At 68.6% G+C, this 18,028-nt stretch carries 17 protein-coding genes; 6 read left to right on the top strand and 11 right to left on the bottom strand.

The window, feature by feature from the left end; all coding sequences use genetic code 11:
* Positions 1 to 4 precede the first annotated feature (4 nt).
* Together moaC and N177_RS17180 are read left to right on the top strand one after the other, a co-directional pair.
* Complete coding sequence (gene moaC, locus N177_RS17185; RefSeq protein ID WP_023433673.1) at positions 5 to 490, top strand: cyclic pyranopterin monophosphate synthase MoaC; 486 nt, start codon at positions 5 to 7, stop codon at positions 488 to 490.
* The gene (locus N177_RS17180) at positions 487 to 1,695 is read left to right on the top strand and encodes a molybdopterin molybdotransferase MoeA (protein ID WP_023433672.1); all 1,209 of its coding nucleotides are present in this window, start codon (positions 487 to 489) and stop codon (positions 1,693 to 1,695) included. Before moaC ends, N177_RS17180 begins: the two co-directional genes overlap by 4 nt.
* Positions 1,696 to 1,775: 80 nt before the next feature.
* Here N177_RS17180 and lexA read toward each other — a convergent pair whose 3' ends face one another.
* Positions 1,776 to 2,486 carry a transcriptional repressor LexA gene (lexA, locus tag N177_RS17175; protein WP_023433671.1) on the bottom strand — a complete coding sequence of 237 codons (711 nt, stop codon included), beginning with the start codon at positions 2,484 to 2,486 and terminating at the stop codon, positions 1,776 to 1,778.
* 81 nt (positions 2,487 to 2,567) lie between these two features.
* Positions 2,568 to 4,814: a ComEC/Rec2 family competence protein gene (locus N177_RS17170; RefSeq protein ID WP_152527951.1), complete on the bottom strand. Its 2,247-nt coding sequence runs from the start codon at positions 4,812 to 4,814 to the stop codon at positions 2,568 to 2,570.
* Between the two features lie 106 nt (positions 4,815 to 4,920).
* Here N177_RS17170 and gltX point away from each other — a divergent pair, with 106 nt between their 5' ends.
* A complete protein-coding gene (gene gltX / locus N177_RS17165; RefSeq protein WP_040486120.1) occupies positions 4,921 to 6,354 on the top strand; it encodes a glutamate--tRNA ligase in 1,434 nt (477 codons plus the stop codon).
* Positions 6,355 to 6,570: 216 nt separating this feature from the next.
* Here the strand turns inward: gltX and N177_RS17160 are convergent, their stop codons facing one another.
* Genes N177_RS17160 through N177_RS17150 form a run of 3 tightly spaced genes read right to left on the bottom strand, consistent with a single transcriptional unit; the run spans position 6,571 to position 8,041 of the window.
* On the bottom strand, positions 6,571 to 6,963 hold the full coding sequence (locus tag N177_RS17160) for a periplasmic heavy metal sensor (protein WP_023433668.1): 393 nt from the start codon (positions 6,961 to 6,963) through the stop codon (positions 6,571 to 6,573).
* On the bottom strand, positions 6,960 to 7,424 hold the full coding sequence (locus tag N177_RS22120; protein ID WP_023433667.1) for a hypothetical protein: 465 nt from the start codon (positions 7,422 to 7,424) through the stop codon (positions 6,960 to 6,962). Before N177_RS22120 ends, N177_RS17160 begins: the two co-directional genes overlap by 4 nt.
* Positions 7,421 to 8,041 (bottom strand): RNA polymerase sigma factor, encoded by a 621-nt coding sequence (locus N177_RS17150; RefSeq protein WP_023433666.1) that lies wholly within the window; start codon positions 8,039 to 8,041, stop codon positions 7,421 to 7,423. Before N177_RS17150 ends, N177_RS22120 begins: the two co-directional genes overlap by 4 nt.
* A gap of 380 nt (positions 8,042 to 8,421) precedes the next feature.
* Between N177_RS17150 and N177_RS17145 the strand changes: the two genes are divergently transcribed.
* The 3 genes from N177_RS17145 (at position 8,422) to gltA (ending at position 10,922) form a co-directional block, all read left to right on the top strand.
* The gene (locus N177_RS17145) at positions 8,422 to 8,853 is read left to right on the top strand and encodes an EF-hand domain-containing protein (protein WP_023433665.1); all 432 of its coding nucleotides are present in this window, start codon (positions 8,422 to 8,424) and stop codon (positions 8,851 to 8,853) included.
* A 107-nt stretch (positions 8,854 to 8,960) separates the two neighbouring features.
* Positions 8,961 to 9,362: an SH3 domain-containing protein gene (locus tag N177_RS17140; protein WP_051402436.1), complete on the top strand. Its 402-nt coding sequence runs from the start codon at positions 8,961 to 8,963 to the stop codon at positions 9,360 to 9,362.
* A 267-nt stretch (positions 9,363 to 9,629) separates the two neighbouring features.
* A complete protein-coding gene (gene gltA / locus N177_RS17135) occupies positions 9,630 to 10,922 on the top strand; it encodes a citrate synthase (RefSeq protein ID WP_023433662.1) in 1,293 nt (430 codons plus the stop codon).
* Between the two features lie 55 nt (positions 10,923 to 10,977).
* On the opposite strand, the gene lpxB is transcribed toward gltA, so the two are convergent.
* Genes lpxB through bamA form a run of 6 tightly spaced genes read right to left on the bottom strand, consistent with a single transcriptional unit; the run spans position 10,978 to position 17,951 of the window.
* Positions 10,978 to 12,165, bottom strand: coding sequence for a lipid-A-disaccharide synthase (gene lpxB / locus N177_RS17130; protein ID WP_023433661.1), 1,188 nt, complete (start codon positions 12,163 to 12,165; stop codon positions 10,978 to 10,980).
* Positions 12,162 to 13,049: an LpxI family protein gene (locus N177_RS17125; RefSeq protein WP_040485977.1), complete on the bottom strand. Its 888-nt coding sequence runs from the start codon at positions 13,047 to 13,049 to the stop codon at positions 12,162 to 12,164. The genes lpxB and N177_RS17125 overlap by 4 nt, the downstream gene beginning before the upstream one ends.
* 1 nt (position 13,050) lies before the next feature.
* A complete protein-coding gene (gene lpxA / locus N177_RS17120) occupies positions 13,051 to 13,860 on the bottom strand; it encodes an acyl-ACP--UDP-N-acetylglucosamine O-acyltransferase (RefSeq protein WP_023433659.1) in 810 nt (269 codons plus the stop codon).
* Positions 13,861 to 13,862: 2 nt separating this feature from the next.
* Complete coding sequence (gene fabZ / locus N177_RS17115) at positions 13,863 to 14,321, bottom strand: 3-hydroxyacyl-ACP dehydratase FabZ (RefSeq protein WP_023433658.1); 459 nt, start codon at positions 14,319 to 14,321, stop codon at positions 13,863 to 13,865.
* A complete protein-coding gene (lpxD, locus tag N177_RS17110) occupies positions 14,314 to 15,381 on the bottom strand; it encodes a UDP-3-O-(3-hydroxymyristoyl)glucosamine N-acyltransferase (protein WP_040485976.1) in 1,068 nt (355 codons plus the stop codon). Before lpxD ends, fabZ begins: the two co-directional genes overlap by 8 nt.
* Positions 15,382 to 15,431: 50 nt before the next feature.
* Positions 15,432 to 17,951, bottom strand: coding sequence for an outer membrane protein assembly factor BamA (gene bamA / locus N177_RS17105; RefSeq protein WP_244444298.1), 2,520 nt, complete (start codon positions 17,949 to 17,951; stop codon positions 15,432 to 15,434).
* Between the last annotated feature and the right edge of the window lie 77 nt (positions 17,952 to 18,028).

Below are 18,028 nucleotides of genomic sequence, written 5' to 3'. Positions count from 1 at the left end.
CCACGTGAGCGAGCAGCGCCTCACCCATGTCGACGAGGCCGGCACCGCCCGGATGGTCGACGTGTCCGACAAGGCCGCGACGGTGCGCCAGGCGACCGCGGAGGGCTTCGTCCGCGTCGCGCCCGAGACATTCCGGCTCATCGTTTCCGGCCAGGCGAAGAAGGGCGACGTGCTCGGCGTCGCCCGCCTCGCCGGCATCATGGGCGCCAAGCGGACGCACGAGCTGATCCCGCTCTGCCACCCGCTGATGTTGACGAAGATCGACGTCGATCTCGAGCCGGTCGAGTCTGAGAACGCCATCCGAGTCACGGCGACCTGCAAGCTGACGGGAAAAACCGGCGTCGAGATGGAGGCGCTGACGGCGGTCGGCGTCGCCTGTCTCACGGTCTACGACATGGTGAAAGCCGTCGACCGCGGCGTCACCATCACCGACATCCGTTTGATCGAGAAGGAAGGCGGCCGCTCCGGCCACTGGAAGGCCGCAGAATGAGCGGCCTCCTCCCGGTCGCCGACGCGCTCGCCGCGATCCTGGAGGGCGTCACGCCCCTCGAGGCGGAGACGGTGCCGCTCGATCTCTGCCTCGGCCGCGTGCTCGCGGCCGATGTCGCGTCGAGGCGAACCCAGCCTCCTTGGGACACCTCGGCCATGGACGGATACGCCGCCCGTGCGGCAGATCTCGCCGGGCTCCCCGCCGAGCTGAGGATCGTCGGCGAATCGCGCGCCGGCGAACGGTTCGGCGGAGAAGTCGGCCCGGGCGAGGCCGCCCGCATCTTCACAGGGGCGCCTCTGCCCACGGGGGCGGACACGATCGTCATCCAGGAGGATGCCGACCGCCGGGGCGACACCGTCACCGTGCGCGAGGCCGGCAGACCCGGCCGCTTCGTGCGCCGCCGCGGCCTCGACTTCCGCGAGGGCGAGGTTCTGCTCGAGGCGGGCCGCGTCCTCGCCCCGGCCGATATCGCCATCGCCGCCGCGATGAACCATCCCGAGCTCCCGGTCCGCCGCCGTCCTCGCGTCGCCCTCCTCTCGACCGGCGACGAGCTCGTTGCGCCCGGCGGCGACCCGGGTCCCGACCAGATCATCGCCTCGAACGCCTACGGGGTCGGGGCGATGATGCGGCGCGCCGGTGCCGACCCGATCGATCTCGGCATCGTGGCCGACAAGCCCGAGGCGACGTCGGCGGCCTTCGACCGCGCGAGCGAGGAGAGCCCGGAGGTCCTGGTGACGCTCGGTGGCGCCTCGGTCGGCGAGCACGACCTCGTCCACGCCGGGCTCGAGGCCAAGGGCGCGAAGCTCGGCTTCTGGAAGATCGCCATGCGGCCGGGCAAGCCGCTGATGTTCGGCCGGCTCGGGCCCATGCGCGTGCTCGGCCTGCCGGGCAACCCGGTGTCGTCGATGGTGTGCGCCCAGCTCTTCGTCGTGCCGCTCGTCAAGGCGCTTCTCGGACTGCCGCCGGATACGCAGGAGGAGGAAGCGATTCTCGGCGGCGATCTCGGCGAGAACGACAAGCGCCAGGATTACATGCGTGCGACGCTGAAGAAGACCCCGCAGGGCCTCGTCGCGACGCCGCACGGCCGCCAGGACTCATCGATGCTCGCGACGCTACACCGCTCGCAATGCCTGCTCGTGCGGCCACCCTTCGCCCCGGCGGCAAAAGCCGGCGACCCCTGCCGCATCGTCCGCCTCGACGTCTGACCGGGGCCGACGACAGAACAGAACCCGTCGGGCAGAGCCGAGCGAGGCACGAACCTCCCCGACCAGCCGCGGGAACGGCGTCAGTAGGTGCGGATGAGCCCGACGAGCCGCCCCTGGATCCGCACCCGATCAGGCCCGAAGATGCGCGTCTCGTAGGCCGGGTTCGCCGCCTCGAGCGCAATCGAGGCGCCGCGTCTGCGCAGTCGCTTCAGGGTCGCCTCCTCGTCGTCGACGAGCGCGCAGACGATGTCGCCGCTGTCTGCCGTGTCCGTCCTGCGCAGGATCACCGTGTCGCCGTCGAGAATGCCGGCCTCGATCATCGAGTCGCCCTGCACCTCGAGCGCGAAATGCTCGCCCCGCGCCACCATCTCCGGCGGAACCTGGATGACGTGGCTCTGGTGCTCGATCGCCGAGATGGGCACGCCCGCCGCGATCCGGCCCATGACGGGGATCTCGAGCCCCGCCGCCCGCAGGGCCGGCGCGGGTGCCGGCTCCGGCGTCGCCGGCTTGCCGCGGCTCCCCTCGATGACGGAAGGCGAGAAGCCACGGGGCGGCCGCGCGGCCGAGCCGGAGGCGACCTCCGGCAGCCGGAGGATCTCGAGCGCGCGGGCCCGGTGCGGCAGCCGCCTGATGAAGCCGCGCTCCTCGAGCGCCGTGATCAGGCGGTGGATCCCCGATTTCGACTTGAGGTCGAGCGCCTCCTTCATCTCGTCGAACGACGGCGGCACGCCCGCTTCCTTGAGACGTCCATGAATGAACATCAGCAGTTCGTGCTGCTTCTTCGTAAGCATGAGTTCGAGGGCTCCCGGCGCGCTGCGCGATGCGTACAAAACAGGAACGACGCTACATGTTCCAGTTGTGTTCCACAAGAGTTAATTTCCGCCCAACGCGCCGACCGCTGCCGATGGATGCGCCGCTTCCTCCGGCGCCCGGCCCCGCGGCCGCCTCTCCCATCTCGCAGGCACGCCCGGCGGACCGTGGGCACGCCAGCGCCAGTTCCACGGGCGAGCCCCCGTGCGACCCGACGCGGTCTCGATCCGCAGCGCTAGAGGCTCCCCCGCCGCCCGGTAGATCGCGACCGCGCCGGCCTTCTCGAGCGTCTCGCCGTCGAGGACGAGCGCCCGCTCGCCGCACCAGGCCGGGGCCGCCGGCGCGGCGAGCACGAGGTCGGCGAGCGCGCAATCCTCCGCGAAGGCCGCAGAGTGCGCAACGCGGCTGGTTCGAATCGCGCCGTCCTTATCATGGCAGGCAAGGTCGTCGCACGGCGCCGATCTCACGGGATGGTCCGTCCGCATCCCCCATGAGAGCAGCCACTGCTCGCGCTCGTAGGCGGCGCCCCGGCCCCCGACCGTCGTGACGCCGTGCGCCTCACGGAGTGCGACGAGCCGGCCACTCCTGTCGACATAGGCGTCGGGCGCCTCTGCGAGCGCCGCCATCGCCACGCCTATGGCGATCGCGCCCGCGCCGAGCCAGCGCCATCCCGTCCGCCAGAGCGCGAGCCACAGAGCCCCGAAAGCGACCGCCGCGAGGCTTTGCGGGCCGACGGCGGGCACGATCCCCGTCGCGCCCTCGAGCCCGGCCACCCATCGCGAGATCTTGAGGATAGCCTCGATCCCCTGCCCCATGACCCACAGGAACGGCCCTTCGAGGCCGAGCGGCATCAGGAGCACGCCTGCAAGCCCCGCCGGCATGACCACCATCCCGAAGATCGGCATCGCCAGCAGGTTGCCCAGGAGGCCGTAGGTCGCCACACGGTGGAAATGGTAGGCGGCGAACGGCCCGGTTGCCGCGCCGGCCACGAAAGAGGTGAGGAGGAGGCCCAGGACATAGCGGCCGACGGTGCCGCCCCGCCGGCGCGGACGCTCGCCCCGGGCCTCGCGCCCCGGCCGGCGCCGAAGCGCCTCATAGGCCGCGACGAGCGCGATCGTCGCCGCGAACGACATCTGGAAGCCGGCGGAGACCACCGCCTCGGGCCGCAGGAGCAGGATGGCGAGCGCGGCGAGCGCGACGTTGCGCATCGTGATGGCCGGCCGGTCCGCGAGTACGGCGAGAAGGACCACGAGCGCCATGATGTAGGCGCGCTGGGTGGCGACCGACATGCCGGAGATCAGGAGGTAGGCCGTGCCGCCGACGAGGGCCGCGGCCGCCGCCCACTTCTTCACCGGCCGTGTCAGGGCGATCTCCGGCACGAGCGCCGCGCCGTACCTGACGGCCGAGAAGATGGCGCCGACGACGAGCATCATGTGAAGCCCCGAGATCGCGAGGATGTGCGCAAGCCCCGCCGCCCTCAGCGCGTCCTGCGTCTCCTCGCCGATCCCGCTGCGCTGGCCCGTCACGAGCGCCGTGGCGATCGCGCCGGCCTCGGGCGACATGGCAGCCCGGATCCGGCCACCTATCGCCTCTCGCACCCGCTCCACGCCGATGGCGAGCCGCGTGAGGAGGCCCGACGGAGGCGCATCGACGGCGACCGGCGCCGAGACGGCGTAGCCCCTCGCGCCTATGCCGGCGAAGAAGGCCTGCCGCGCGAAGTCGAAGCCTCCGGGCCGCGCCGCGTCGGGCGGCGGCATCAGCACCGCGCGCACGGCAACAGTGTCTCCGATCTCGTAGCTCGCCTCCCTCACCCGCGAGCGAAACGTCACGCGCCGCGGCGCGGCGTCCGGCGCCACGCCCGCGATCGACCGCACGGCGAGCGTCACGCGATCGCCCGATGCAGGGTCGCGCTCGATCCGCTCGACGAGCCCCGACACCTCCCGCACGCGCGGCTCCCCCGCGAAGACGGGAGCGTCGACGAGCCCTGTCCGGACGGTCGCCGCCAGCATGCCGAGCAGCACGAGGCAGAGCATCGCGGCGGCGTGCCTCGCGAGGCTGCCCGGCACGAGCTTGAGCGCCAGGAGGCCGCTCGCAAGCGCCCCGAGGGCCACGGCTTCCGGCGCCGGATCGTGCCGCAGCGCGAAGAAAACGAGGATGCCGCAGCCGATGAGGGCCGGCGCGAAGAGGAAGCGCCGTTCGCCCTCCGCCTCGAGCCGCCTCTCGAGCGCCGCCACGAGGCCGGCCGGCGGCGCGGCGTCGGGCGCCGCGCCAGGGCCCGCCGGCCACGGCTCGTCCGCAAGACGTCTCACCCCCGGCACGGGCACGCCATGCCGCCCCTCCCACTTCGCGTCGGCCGCGCGAGTGTGCTACAGGACCGCCATCTCCAATCCCGATCATCGGTCCTTTCCGCGTCCCATGTCCACGCCGCAGAACATCGTCACCCGTTTCGCCCCCTCCCCCACCGGCTTCCTGCATATCGGCGGCGCCCGCACCGCCCTCTTCAACTGGGCCTATGCGAAGGGTCGCGGCGGCAGGATGCTGCTGCGCATCGAGGACACCGACCGCGAGCGATCGACGCAGGCCGCGATCGACGCGATCCTCGACGGCCTGACCTGGCTCGGCCTCGACTGGGAGGGCGAGCCGATATCGCAATACGCTCGGGCCGAACGGCATCGCGAGGTGGCAGAGGAGCTTCTGGCGAAGGGCCACGCCTATCGCTGCTACGCGAGCCAGGAGGAGCTGGCCGAGATGCGCGAGACGGCGAAGGCCGAGGGGCGGCCGCCCCGCTATGACGGGCGCTGGCGCGACCGCGACCCCTCAGAGGCGCCCGAGGGCGTGAAGCCCGTCATTCGTCTCAAGACCCCGCAGGCCGGCGAGACGCGTGTGCCAGACCAGGTGCAGGGCGATGTCACCTGGCAGAACCAGGATCTCGACGACTTCGTGCTGCTGCGCTCCGACGGATCGCCGACCTACATGCTGGCCGTCGTCGTCGACGACCACGACATGGGCGTGACGCACATCATCCGCGGCGACGATCACCTGACGAACGCGGCGCGGCAGACACAGATCTACCAGGCGCTCGGCTGGGACGTGCCGGTGATGGCGCATATCCCGCTGATCCACGGCCCGGACGGCGCGAAGCTCTCCAAGCGCCACGGCGCGCTCGGCGTCGAGGCCTATCGCGAGATGGGCTACCTGCCGGCCGCCATGCGCAACTACCTCGCCCGCCTCGGCTGGGCCCATGGCGACGAGGAGATCTTCTCCACAGAGCAGCTCGTCGAGTGGTTCGACATGGGGCAGATCGGCCGCTCGCCCTCGCGCTTCGACTTCCAGAAGCTCGAAAACCTGAACGGCCACTACATGCGCGAGACGGCCGACCACGAGCTCTACGAGACGCTCGTCGCGAACCTGCCGCACCTGTCGAACGGGCCGGCCTTCGCGCAGCGCCTCGACCATATCCGCCAGGAGCGCCTGCGCATCGCCCTGCCCGGCCTCAAGGAGCGCGCGAAGACGCTCGTCGAGCTCGTGGCGAACGCGGAGTTCCTGATGGTCGACCGCCCGATCGAGCTCGAGCCGAAGGCGCGCGACCTCGTCTCCGGCGACGGGCAGGCGGTGCTGGCCGAGCTTCTGCCGCGGCTCAAGGCGCTCGACGACTGGACGGCGGAAGCGCTCGAGGGCGCGGTGCGCGCCTTCGCCGAGGACACGGGCCGCAAGCTCGGCGCCGTCGCCCAGCCGCTGCGCGCAGCCCTCACCGGCAGCAAGACCTCGCCGGGCATCTTCGACGTGCTCCTCGCCCTCGGCCGCGAAGAAAGCCTCGGCCGCATCGAGGATCAGGCGGGCGGGACCTAGGGCGGTCGCGGCCGCATCTGCCGCCCGACGCCAGGGTCTTCTTTCACACTGTGCCCGCCGTCGATTTAGGGCATCCGAAGCGCTTTCGGCTCACCTCCGATGCGGCAAGAGCTTCTGCCCTCTCGCGGGGGTGGCTGGACACGCCACGAAAGGGGGCTTAGAGCGGCTCGGAAGAGGAACGCCGCGAGTCCCCGAGAGGTCGGCCCGGCCGGTCGTTCAACTCGCGCCGTGCGTCCGTCTGAGAGCTTCGAGCAGGAATTCCTGCATGAGACGCTGGAGCGCCTCCGTCGCCGTGCGCACGTCTTGCATGATACGCTCGACTTCCGCTTCGTCGAATGTCGCGGCGTTCGCTGCGGCGGCGAGGTTTCGGCGCGCCTCCCGCAATTCGCGCAAGGCGGCGAGAGCGCGCGGCCGGTTCTCCCTCAGCAGGTTCCGGAACTCGGCACGAACCTGGTCCGGATAGCTCCGCCCGATGCTCTCGGCCTGGAAGCCGGCAAAGGGCCCTTGGCCCGTGTTCCTGACCGCAAAGCCGAGGAGGAAGGCGTTCGCCAGCAAGGATGCGCCGAGCGCCACGGCGAGCGCGAGGCGTGGCCCTGAACGCCGGCTCACAGGATGTCTCCATCGCCAAGGGTCTCTGGAAGAAGCGGCACGGAAGGCGCGTCGATGCCGCTTGCGGCCGGGTCTCCGGCCGCAAGGGCCAGCAACGCCTCGTCCAGGTGCCCGTGATCCCGGCCCGCAGCCGAATAGCCGGCGAACGCAGTCGCAACGAGGATGAGGGCGACGCATGACGTGATTGCGGGTGTTCGCCACGGCGACATGAGCGGCCCGAAACGGAGGAAGGGCTCCCGTTCCACCTCGATTCGCTCTTGGACTTTCCGCGCGAGGGCACGCTCGTCCGTTTCCATGCCCGCGGCTTCGAGGATGAGCCGGTCCAGCTCGGCGGCGGGGGCCGACGAACCCTCCGGCGCAGTGGCGTGAAGCGAACGTGCTTCCTGCCGGTAGGGCGCGGGCCAGACCGAGGCATCGGGGCCGAAACGGCGCTTCAGACCTTCAAGCTCTTCCTTGTTCATGTCAGTGGCTCTTCGTGATCATTCGTAAGGTCTTGCATCTTCGCCATGTGCGCTTGCAGGCCGCGCCTGCCGCGCACCAGCAACTGCTCGACGGAGCCGACGCTCGCGCCCATCACTTCGGCGATATGCGGCACGTCCAGGTCGGCGACGGCGCGCAGCAGCAACGCCATGCGCTGCCGCTCCGGCAGGCGCGAAAGGCCAAGCCGGACGTTGGCGAGTTCCTGCCGCGCCCCGACGCGCGCATCTGCCGCCGGGCTGTCGTCGGCGAGCAACTCATGGACGTCGCCGAGGCCGACAAATGTCCGAAACATCCGTCTTCGGCGCGCGTCGATGCAGCGATTCGCGGTGATCCTGTAGAGCCACGTCGAGGCACGAGCCTTGGCCGGGTCGAAACGCGTCGCGTGCTTCCAGACCGACACGAAGACGTCCTGCACGACGTCTTCGGCGTCCGCGGCACTGCCAAGGTAACGGGCGGCGAAGAGGCGCAGGCCACGGCCGTGCCGGTCGATGAGGCGCGCCAGAGCAGCCTGCTCACCCGAGGCGATGCGGATGAGGAGCGTCTCGTCCTCGCCACGCCAGCGCCGCTCCTCATCCTCCGCGTCTCCTCCTCCGCTCACGCCACCTCCAGCTCCCGTGAGGCTGGAGACAGCTCGAGCTGTTTCAGCGTCGTCCGCCAGCGGCTTCGCTTGCCGGCACACGGCAAGCCCCGCCCTGCGTGCACCTGCACGATGTTGGCGCGCATCGCCCTGGGTGATGGCCGTCGGCACGGTGAAAGCACGGCTTTAGGCAGTTCGCCCTCTCGTCTCTTGGGCCCCCGCGAGGGGTTGCGACACCGATGATACGCAGAGGATCGGATCCTCCTACGGTCCCTTCGAAGCTGCGTCCGGCCGCCTCCTCCCTCCCCCTTGCGCGATCGCTGGACCGATGGCGTAGGACGTCGCGCTCTTCTGCGTAGAAGGCGTGAAGAGAGGCCGCTGCGGCCCCTTGGGAGGTGCAGATGCGCATGACGACCAGACTTCTCCCGCTTCTCGTGGTCCTGCTCGGCACGGGCGGCGCTCACGCGTCCGAGCTCCCCAGCGCCCGCGAGATGTTCGCCCGGCTCGACACCAACGGCGACCGGGTGATCCAGCTCACCGAGATTCAAGCTGCGCGCGCTGCGTTGTTCGACCGGCTCGACGCGAACGGTGACGGCTTTCTCGACCCTGCAGAGGCACGAGCGGCGGCCGAGCGGATCGGCGACCGTGGACACGTCGTGACGGCCTCCGCCAATGACCTGGCATCGCAGGCCGCGCGCATGGACGTAAACGGGGACGGCCGGATCTCGCGGGAGGAGTTCTCCCTGTTCATCCCCGACCGCATCCGGCGCGCCGATGCGAACGGCGACGGCGCGCTGTCACTCCGCGAGTTACGCGCGCTGCGCCGCCGATAACCCCCACACACGTCGAACGACGGCATGCGAGAGATCGCCGGAGATCTCGTCGAGCAGCTTCGGTTTGACCCCACCACCGGCATTCGCCACTCGATCAGGAGACCGAAATGAAATTCAGACCAGCATCCGCGGTCGTCTTCACAGCCGTGCTGATGGCGGCTTCGGCGGCACTTGCGCATCCGGGCGTCACCACGGGAACCGTGAACATGCGGATCGGTCCCGGCACGCAGCACCCCGTCGTGATCGCGATTCCGGTCAGCCAGCCCGTCACAATCGTAGGTTGCCTCTCAGGCTCGGCATGGTGCGACGTCGTTTGGGCGGGGCATCGCGGATGGGTCTCTGCCAGCTACATCCACTATGCGGCCCCGGGCTATTCGGTGCCGATCGCCACCGTGTATCACCGCGTGCCGACCGTATCCCCGTGGGTGGAGGCGAGAAGGGACGCGCGGGTCCAGTATCGCGTTCATCGACGGATGGACCGCAGGTGGGAGCGGTGGACCGGCAACTGACGCCCGCTGTGCCGGCTTCCGCCGCAAGCGCGGGAGTCTCAAGCTCAGATCGCCGCCGTACATGGGGTCGCGGCATCGCAAGCCGCGGCCTTGCCCACGGAAATGCCCGTTTTCCGCCTTGCTTGCGGCGTCCTGCCAAATCCTGTACCGAAGGCTGAACTTCCTGCGCCCGCGAAGCAGCACGCTTTGACACCGGTCCGCCTCACGACCGGCGGGGCTGGATGGACCGCCGGTCCTCAGCGACCGTTGACAGGAGACGATCTGCCCATGAGTGACGAAAACGCCAAGCTCAGCATCGGCGACAAATCCTTCGACATGCCGGTCTACAACGGCACGATCGGCCCGGATGTGATCGACATCTCGAAGCTCTACGGCCAGACGGGAGCTTTCACCTACGATCCCGGCTTCACCTCGACCGCGAGCTGCGAGTCGAAGATCACCTATATCGACGGCGACGAGGGCACCCTCCTCTACCGCGGCTACCCGATCGACCAGGTGGCCGAGCACGGCGATTTCCTCGAGACCTGCTACCTTCTGCTCTACGGCGAGCTGCCGACCCAGACCCAGAAGGCCGACTTCGATCATCGGGTGACCTACCACACGATGATTCATGAACAGATGGCCCGCTTCTTCACGGGCTTCCGCCGGGACGCGCACCCGATGGCGGTCATGGTCGGCGTGGTCGGCGCGCTCTCGGCCTTCTATCACGACTCCACCGACATCTCCGACCCCTACCAGAGGATGGTCGCGAGCGTCAGGATGATCGCGAAGATGCCGACCATAGCGGCGATGGCCTACAAGTATCACATCGGCCAGCCCTTCGTTTATCCGCGCAACGACCTCGACTACTCCGCGAACTTCCTGCACATGTGCTTCTCGGTGCCGTGCGCGGAGTACAAGGTGAACCCGGTCCTGTCGCGCGCGATGGACCGCATCTTCATTCTTCACGCCGACCACGAGCAGAATGCTTCGACCTCGACCGTCCGTCTCGCCGGGTCGTCGGGCGCGAATCCCTTCGCCTGCATCGCCGCCGGCATCGCCTGCCTGTGGGGTCCGGCACATGGCGGGGCCAACGAGGCGGCCCTCTCGATGCTGCAGGAGATCGGCTCCGTCGACCGCATACCTGAATATGTAAAGCGGGCGAAGGACAAAGACGATCCGTTCCGCCTGATGGGCTTCGGTCACCGGGTCTACAAGAACTACGACCCGCGCGCCAAGATCATGCAGAAGACCTGCCACGAGGTTCTTGCGGAGGTGGGTATCAAGGACGACCCGCTGCTGGACGTCGCGATGGAGCTCGAGCGGATTGCTCTCGAGGACGAGTACTTCATCGAGAAGAAGCTCTACCCCAACATCGACTTCTACTCCGGCATCACCCTCAAGGCGCTGGGCTTCCCCACCACCATGTTCACCGTGCTCTTCTCCGTCGCCCGCACCGTGGGCTGGATTGCACAGTGGAAGGAGATGATCGAGGATCCGAAGCAGAAGATCGGCCGCCCGCGCCAGCTCTATACTGGCGCGACGCAGCGCGACTACGTTCCGGTGTCCCTGCGGAAGTGAGATCAGGCGCCGGCACCGACCTCGGGAGGCCGCCCACCCGGGCGGCCTTCTTCGTTCAGGAGGCGCCCACTCCCCGTTCTGCGGACGCGCGCCGCGCCGTCTCCAGCACGATCTCCGCCGCGCGCTCGCTCGGCGTGGCGCCGTCCATCTGCATCCGGCGGCGGATCTCCGAGAAGCCTTCGATCTGCTTCCGGCGCTCCCGGCCTTCGCCGAGGATGAGCGCCAGAGCGCTCGAGAGGTTCTCTGGCGTGCACGGCTCCTCGATGAACTCAGGCACGACGTTCTCGTCGAGGATCAGGTTCGCCATGACGACGCTGCGCATCGGGAACAGGCGCCGAAAGACCGGAGCGAGCCAGGCGACGGCCGGTTCGACCTTGTAGCCGACGACCATCGGCACATCGGCGATGGCCAGTTGCAGAGTCACCGTGCCGGACGCAGCGAGTGCTGCGCGAGCGCGGCGGAATGCGAGCCATTTCTGCTCCTCGCCCTCGACGATCTCGACCGGCACCGGCCAGGCTCGCGTCGCCGCATGCAGTTCCTCCACCAGATGCCCGACGGCCGGCATTGCGACGCGGAACCGGTGGCCAGCGGCGGCCAGTCGAGCAACGGTCGCGGCGAACGGACCGAGCAACCGGGAGATCTCCGACCGGCGGCTCCCGGGCAGCACGACGAGGAGCGGATCGGCGTCGGTAGCCTCCGCTGGCAGATCCGCCGCCAGGTGCCGCTTCGCGGCCTCCACCACGGGATGCCCGACATAGTCGCAAGGCGGGCCGCCGAGCCGCGAGTAGGCGGCAGGCTCGAACGGCAGCAGCGCCATCGCCCGGTCGACATAGAAGCGCATCGCGCGCGCCCGCCCGGACCTCCAGGCCCAGACCGTCGGCGGGCTGTAGTTGATGATGGGCAGCGCAGGAAGAGCCTTCCGGATACGCTTGGCCACACGGTGCGTGAATTCGGGGCTGTCGATGATGACGAGAGCGTCCGGCCGCGCCGCGATCACGTCACCGGCAGCCTGCCGTATTCGCCTCAGAAGCGGCCGCAACGCCCTGGCGATCGCGACAGGCCCCATCACCGCGATTTCGTCGAGCGGAAACAGGCTCCGAAGGCCCTCGGCTTCCATGTGCCTGCCGCCGACCCCGATGAAGGAGACATCCGGCTCGCTCCGGCGCAGGGCCGCCATCAAGCCGGCGCCGAGGAGATCACCCGACTCCTCGCCGGCAATCACCGCGATACGCAAGCCGGTCACCGGCCTGGCCCGGCGGACGCAGGCATGTCGACGGTGACGACGAAGAGGCCCTGACGCGTCGCCATGTCGAGCATCTCCTGCCCGTCTGGCATCAGGACGTGATCGGCGTGAAGAGCGAGGCCCGCAAGCCCCGCCGCGACGGCCGCCTCCACAGTGCGTGTGCCGACCGTCGGCAGGTCCATGCGCAGATCCTGACCCGGCTTCGCGGCCTTGACGAGCACGCCCGAGGGCGCCGCCTCCCGGAAGCGGCCGTTACGCCGGAGCTCCCCGCACCGGGCGATCATCGCGTCCGTTCCCTCGGCCGCTTCGATGGCGAGCACGCGCCTGTGCGACACGACCAGCGCCTGGCCTACGTCGAAAGCGCCGAGGGAGGCCAGAACCGACAGGCCGAGGGCGATGTCCTCCTCCTCCTCCTTCGACGGCTTCCGCCCCGCGGCGAGGCCGGCCGGAGCGGCGAGGCCCGGGGCGACGGCCAGCGGCGGCAAGACGCGAAACCCCTGCGCCTCGAACAGGCTCGAAACGATCGAGTTCACCCTGTCGTCGCCCCCGAAGCGGATCTGCAGGAGCCGCGGCATGATCTTCAGAGTGCCCCAGTCCCACTCGAGCCGAGCGTGGTCTGGTCTCGTGAAGTTGCCGACGACGACCAGATCCCGGCACCGGGCACGCCGGAGCTCGGAGATGGCCCGCCCAACCGTCGTGAGGGCTGTGCGGCCCGTCTCGAAGTCCGAATAATCGGCGTCGCTCACGCCGTCGACGAGGAGGACGAAGACGTCGTGGCCAGCGCCGCGCGCCGCCCGCGCCACGGCAAGCGGCAGATTTCCGCCCCCCGCGATAATCCCGATAGGAGCCGGCCGGCCCTCGAGCGGGGCGGTCCCGGCCGCCATGTCAGGCGGCCCGCGCGCTCGCCGGCACCACCATCGAGCGGTCGGAGCCGTCGCGAATGAACGTGACCACCTTCTGCACCAGCTTGTCGTTCGGGAAGAGCTCGCCCACGTCCTCGACACGCTCCATCAGCGTGCCCTCGTTGGAGAAGAGCAGGCGGTAGGCCTGGCGCAGACGGTGGATTTCCTCTCGGGCGAAGCCCTGCCGCTTGAGACCGACGATGTTGAGCCCACCGAGATAGGCGCGGTTCCCGAGGACGGAGCCGTAGGGAATGACGTCCGCCTGCACGGCGCTCATTCCGCCCACGAACGCACTCTCGCCGATGCGGCACCATTGATGCACGGCGGCCAACCCACCGAGTATGGCCCTGTCACCGACCTGGCAGTGCCCGCCGATCGTCGCGCAGTTCGTGAATATCACGTTGTTGCCGACATGGCAGTCGTGCGCCACGTGCGAACCGACCATGAAGAAGCAGTTGTCGCCGACGCGCGTCTCCATGCCGCCGCCCGCGGTGCCCGGGTTCATCGTGACCTGTTCACGTATCGTGCAGTCGTCGCCGATGATCAGCCGGCTCGTCTCGCCCGCGTATCGCAGATGCTGCGGCGGATGGCCGAGCGAGGCGAAGGGGAACACCTTTGTGCGCGCGCCGATCGAGGTGTGACCATCGAGCGTCACGTGCGCGACGAGATCGACCTCGTCGCCGAGCACGACGTTCTCGCCCACTACGCAGTATGGCCCGATCTTCACGCCCTCACCGAGGACCGCACCGGACGCGACGATCGCCGTTGGATGGATCGAAATCTCCGTAGTCATGCTCAACGCTCGGTCATCATGGCGCTGATCACGGCTTCCGCCACGACGGTCTCCCCCACCTTGGCGACGGCCTCGAACTTCCAGACCTGGCTCCGCCTGCGGACCTTCTTCAGGTGGTAGTGCACCACGTCGCCGGGCACGACGGGACGGCGAAAGCGGCAGCGGTCGATGGTCATGAAGTAGACCACCTTCGGCTCCTCGCTCTCACCAGCCGCGATGCACATCGCGCCTGCCGTCTGGGCCATGCCCTCGACGAGAAGCACACCCGGCATGATCGGATTGTCGGGAAAATGTCCCTGGAAGTGCGGCTCGTTGAAAGTGACGTTCTTGATGCCGATGCCGCTTTCGTCGCCCTGGCGCTCGATGATGCGATCGACCATCAGGAACGGGTAACGGTGGGGCAGGAGCTTCAGGATCCGCTGGATGTCATGGGCCTCCAGCGTCGCGGTCTCGTCAGCCATTACCTTCGTCCTCCCCACCCGCAGGCCGCCCCTGCCCGGACAGCCGCTCCTGAGCGATCTTCTTCAGAACGGTCATTTCCTTCATCCACTCCCGCGCCGGCCTCGCCGGCGCGCCGCCGTAGCGGCCACCGGGAGCCAGGTCGTCGCGCACCGCGCTCTGGCCGGCGATCTGCGCGCCGTCGCCGATGGTGACATGGGGAACCACGCCGGCCTGACCACCGATCACGACGAAGTCCCCGAGCGTGGAGCTTCCGGAGAGACCGACTTGCGAGACGATGACGCAGTGACGTCCGATCCGGACGTTATGGCCAATCTGCACCTGATTGTCGATCTTGGTGCCCTCGCCGATCACCGTGTCGCCCAGCGCGCCGCGGTCGACCGTCGTATTGGCTCCGATCTCGACGTCGTCCTGAATGACCACGCGGCCGATCTGAGGGACCTTCCGATGGCCCTCCGGAGACATCTCGTAGCCGAACCCGTCCTGGCCGATGCGCACGCCCGGGTGGATGATCACACGGTCGCCGATGGCCGCATGAAGGACAGTCGCCTGCGGGCCGATACGGCAATCGCGACCGATGCGCACCCGGGGACCGACGACCGTGCCGCTCAGCACACAGGTCCCCCGGCCGATCTCGGCCCCCTCCCCGACAACCGCGCCCGGCTCCACGATCGCCCCGGGCTCCAGCCGGGCCCCGGGGTGCACCGTGCCGCCGGAGCCACCCCAAACCGGCAGCGGCCGTGCGGACTGAGGATAGAAGCGACTGAGGAGTTCGCCGAAGGCGCGCGCGGGTTTGGCGACGACGAGTGCGACAGTGCCCTGCGGAACGCTGGCATGATCCCGTTCCGCGACGAGGCAAGCGCCGGCCCTGCAATGCGCCAGCTCGCGCAGGAACTTCCGGTTGTCGAGGAATGCGAGTTGATCGGGCGCCGCGCTCGCCAGCGGCGCAAGACCGCTGATCAGCCGGTCGGATCGACCGGCGGGAACCGCAGCTCCCACCCAGCCCGCGATCTCGCCGACTGTGAACGGGCCGCACGCGTCGAAGAACTGTAGCTGGTCCATGATCGCGCCGGGCCCGACGGGCCCGGCGTCTCTCTCTGATCGTTAAGCGGTCAGAACTGCTTGCCGGCGCCGAAGCGGAAGACCTGCTCGTCGTCGTAGTCTTCCTTCAGGACGGCATAGCCGACATCCGCGCGCAGCGGGCCGAACGGCGAGTCCCAGAGGACGCTGACGCCGACCGAGGCGCGGATCGAGGCATCGTCGACGTAGCAGCCGGTGGCCGCCGCCGGCACGACGCCGCTTCCATCGGCATTGATGCCCTCGCATTCGAGCAGGTATCCGGCGCCGCCCGGAAGCCCGGTCGTGGGATTCCCGGTGAAGCCCGGCCTCGTGAGGACGCCGGCATCGGCGAAGAGTGCGCCCCTGAAGCCGAGGTCGCTCGGGACGAAGGGGATCGGGAACTGGACCTCGGCCGTGGCCGCGGCATAGACCGTGCCGCCGATGGCGTCACGCTGGCCACCCGGCGTGAGGTCGCGGGGCCCCCAGCCGGAGTTGCCGAAGCCGCGCACGAGGTTCGAGGTCCCGAAGAACGTGTCGGTGATCAGGACGTCGTCGTCTCCCCAGCCCTCGATCACGCCGCCGCGCAGCTTCAGCATGCCGACGATCTGGTTGTGGATCGGATGATAGTAGCGCCCCTCGATCTCGGCCTTCACCCACTCTGCATCGCCGCCGAGACCAGCGATATCGTTCGAGAACTTCCCGTAGAAGCCGCGTGTAGGACGAGCCATGCTGTCGAGGTCGGAATAGACGAGGTCGTAGCCGATCACCGAGTAGAGCCGCCTGCCCTCCGCCAGCTTGAGCGCGATCGACGCTTCGGGATTGTAGTACGCACGGGTCGGGTCTTGATCACCAGGAAGGGTACATCCCGCGTTGTAGTTGATCGTCCCGTCCGCGTTCGTGCTGACGGGATAGCAGAGGTTCCCGTCGTCCAGTGGATGTTCAATCGTGATCTCGTTCTGGTACAGGCGGTACCGCGTGATCATCGACAGGTTCTCGGTCAGCTGGAAGCCGAGGCGCAGCCCGCCGCCGACGGTCTTCGACTCGTAGGTCGAGTTGTCGTCGTATTCGCGGTAGCGATAGAAGCCGTCGATGCCCGCCGCCAGCCGGCGGCCGAGGAAGTAGGGCTCCGTGAAGCTGACGTCGACCGACTGAGTGCGCTCGCCCATCGCGCCGGCGACCCGCAGCTGCTGGCCGCGACCGAGAAGGTTGCGCTCCGTGATCGAAACGTCGGCGAGGAAGCCGTCGCTCGTCGAGTAGCCACCGCCCAGCGAGAGCTCGCCCGTGGGCTGTTCCTCGACCTCGACGTTGATGACGATACGGTCGGGGGCGGAGCCGGGCTCGCGCGTGATGTTCACCGTCTTGAAATAGCGCAGAGCTTCGAGGCGCCGCTTCGCACGATCGAGGAGAACGACGTTGTAGGCGTCACCTTCGGCGAAATCGAACTCGCGACGGATGACGCGGTCGAGCGTGCGCGTGTTGCCGCGGATGTTGATGCGCTCGACATAGGCCCGGGCGCCCTCTTCCACGACATATGTCAGGCTGATCGTCTGGGCGCTGTAATCTCGGTCGCCGCGGGGACGTACCTGCGCGAAGGCATAGCCGCTCTTCGCCAGCTCGAGGGTCATCTGCTCGAGCGTCTTGTCGACCAGCTCGGCATTGTAGACGGCGCCCGACTTGGTGAGGATCTCCCCGCGCAGCGATTGCGGATCGACGTCGGGAACATACGCTTCGACGTCGACGTTTCCGAAGCGGTAGAGGGGCCCCTCGTCGACCGTGATCGTGATGAAGAACGCGTTGCGCTCGCGGTCGAGTTCAGCGACGGCCGAGACGACCTGGAAGTCGGCGTAGCCGTTCTTCATGTAGTGCGTCCGGAGCAGCTCCTGATCGGCGTCCAGTCGCTCGGGATCGTAGATGTCGCTCGTCTTGAGCCAGCTCAGCCAGTTCTTCTCGGACGTGGAAATGACGTCGCGCAGCGCCGAGTCCGAGAACGCCTTGTTGCCGATGAAGTTGATCCGGGAGACGCTGGTCTTCCTGCCCTCCTGGACCTCGAACACGACGTTGACGCGATTGTCCGGGAGGTCGATCACCTTGGGCTCGACCGTGGCGTCGAAGCGACCTGCGCGCCGGTACAGCTGAAGGACGCGCTGCGTGTCATTCTGGATCTTGGCGCGCGTGAGGACGGAGCGCGGCTGCGACTCGATCTCCGAGGTCAGCACGTCGTCCTTGAACTTCTCGTTCCCCTCGAAGGAAACGATGTTGATGATCGGGTTCTCCTCGACATTCACCACGAGCGTGCTGCCGCGCATCGTGAGCCGCACGTCGGAGAACAGGCCGGTGTTGAAGAGCGTCCTGATCGACTCGCTGGCGCCGGCCTCGCTGTAAGCCTGCCCAGGCTGGAGGGATATGTAGGAGCGAACCGTGTCGTCCTCGACCCGGCGGTTGCCCTCGACGGCGATGCTCCGGATGGTCTGGGCGTGGGCGGTCGAGACGCCGAGCAGCTGGCCCCCGGCCGGTGCCCCCAGCATAGCGAGCGTCAGGATGAAAAGAGCCAGGGCCAGTTTTGTCTTACGCACCGTCCACACCATCGGATTGTCGATCCTTAGATCCGTCTCGCCCACGCGTTGCGCGCGAACAATCGAGTCGCACGAGG

The sequence above is a fragment of the Lutibaculum baratangense AMV1 genome, from assembly GCF_000496075.1.
GTDB classification, from domain to species: domain Bacteria; phylum Pseudomonadota; class Alphaproteobacteria; order Rhizobiales; family Tepidamorphaceae; genus Lutibaculum; species Lutibaculum baratangense.
Note: the sequence above shows the minus strand (reverse complement) of the source record. Positions and strands in the feature narration are given on the sequence as shown.

Coding starts and splice junctions, on each gene's coding strand:
- lpxA (WP_023433659.1), bottom strand. CDS start 13,860: ATGACTACGGAGATTTCGATCCATCCAACGGCGATCGTCGCGTCCGGT.
- N177_RS17140 (WP_051402436.1), top strand. CDS start 8,961: ATGAAATTCAGACCAGCATCCGCGGTCGTCTTCACAGCCGTGCTGATG.
- gltA (WP_023433662.1), top strand. CDS start 9,630: ATGAGTGACGAAAACGCCAAGCTCAGCATCGGCGACAAATCCTTCGAC.
- N177_RS17180 (WP_023433672.1), top strand. CDS start 487: ATGAGCGGCCTCCTCCCGGTCGCCGACGCGCTCGCCGCGATCCTGGAG.
- lpxD (WP_040485976.1), bottom strand. CDS start 15,381: ATGGACCAGCTACAGTTCTTCGACGCGTGCGGCCCGTTCACAGTCGGC.
- N177_RS22120 (WP_023433667.1), bottom strand. CDS start 7,424: ATGAACAAGGAAGAGCTTGAAGGTCTGAAGCGCCGTTTCGGCCCCGAT.
- gltX (WP_040486120.1), top strand. CDS start 4,921: ATGTCCACGCCGCAGAACATCGTCACCCGTTTCGCCCCCTCCCCCACC.
- N177_RS17145 (WP_023433665.1), top strand. CDS start 8,422: ATGCGCATGACGACCAGACTTCTCCCGCTTCTCGTGGTCCTGCTCGGC.
- fabZ (WP_023433658.1), bottom strand. CDS start 14,321: ATGGCTGACGAGACCGCGACGCTGGAGGCCCATGACATCCAGCGGATC.
- lexA (WP_023433671.1), bottom strand. CDS start 2,486: ATGCTTACGAAGAAGCAGCACGAACTGCTGATGTTCATTCATGGACGT.
- N177_RS17125 (WP_040485977.1), bottom strand. CDS start 13,049: ATGGCGGCCGGGACCGCCCCGCTCGAGGGCCGGCCGGCTCCTATCGGG.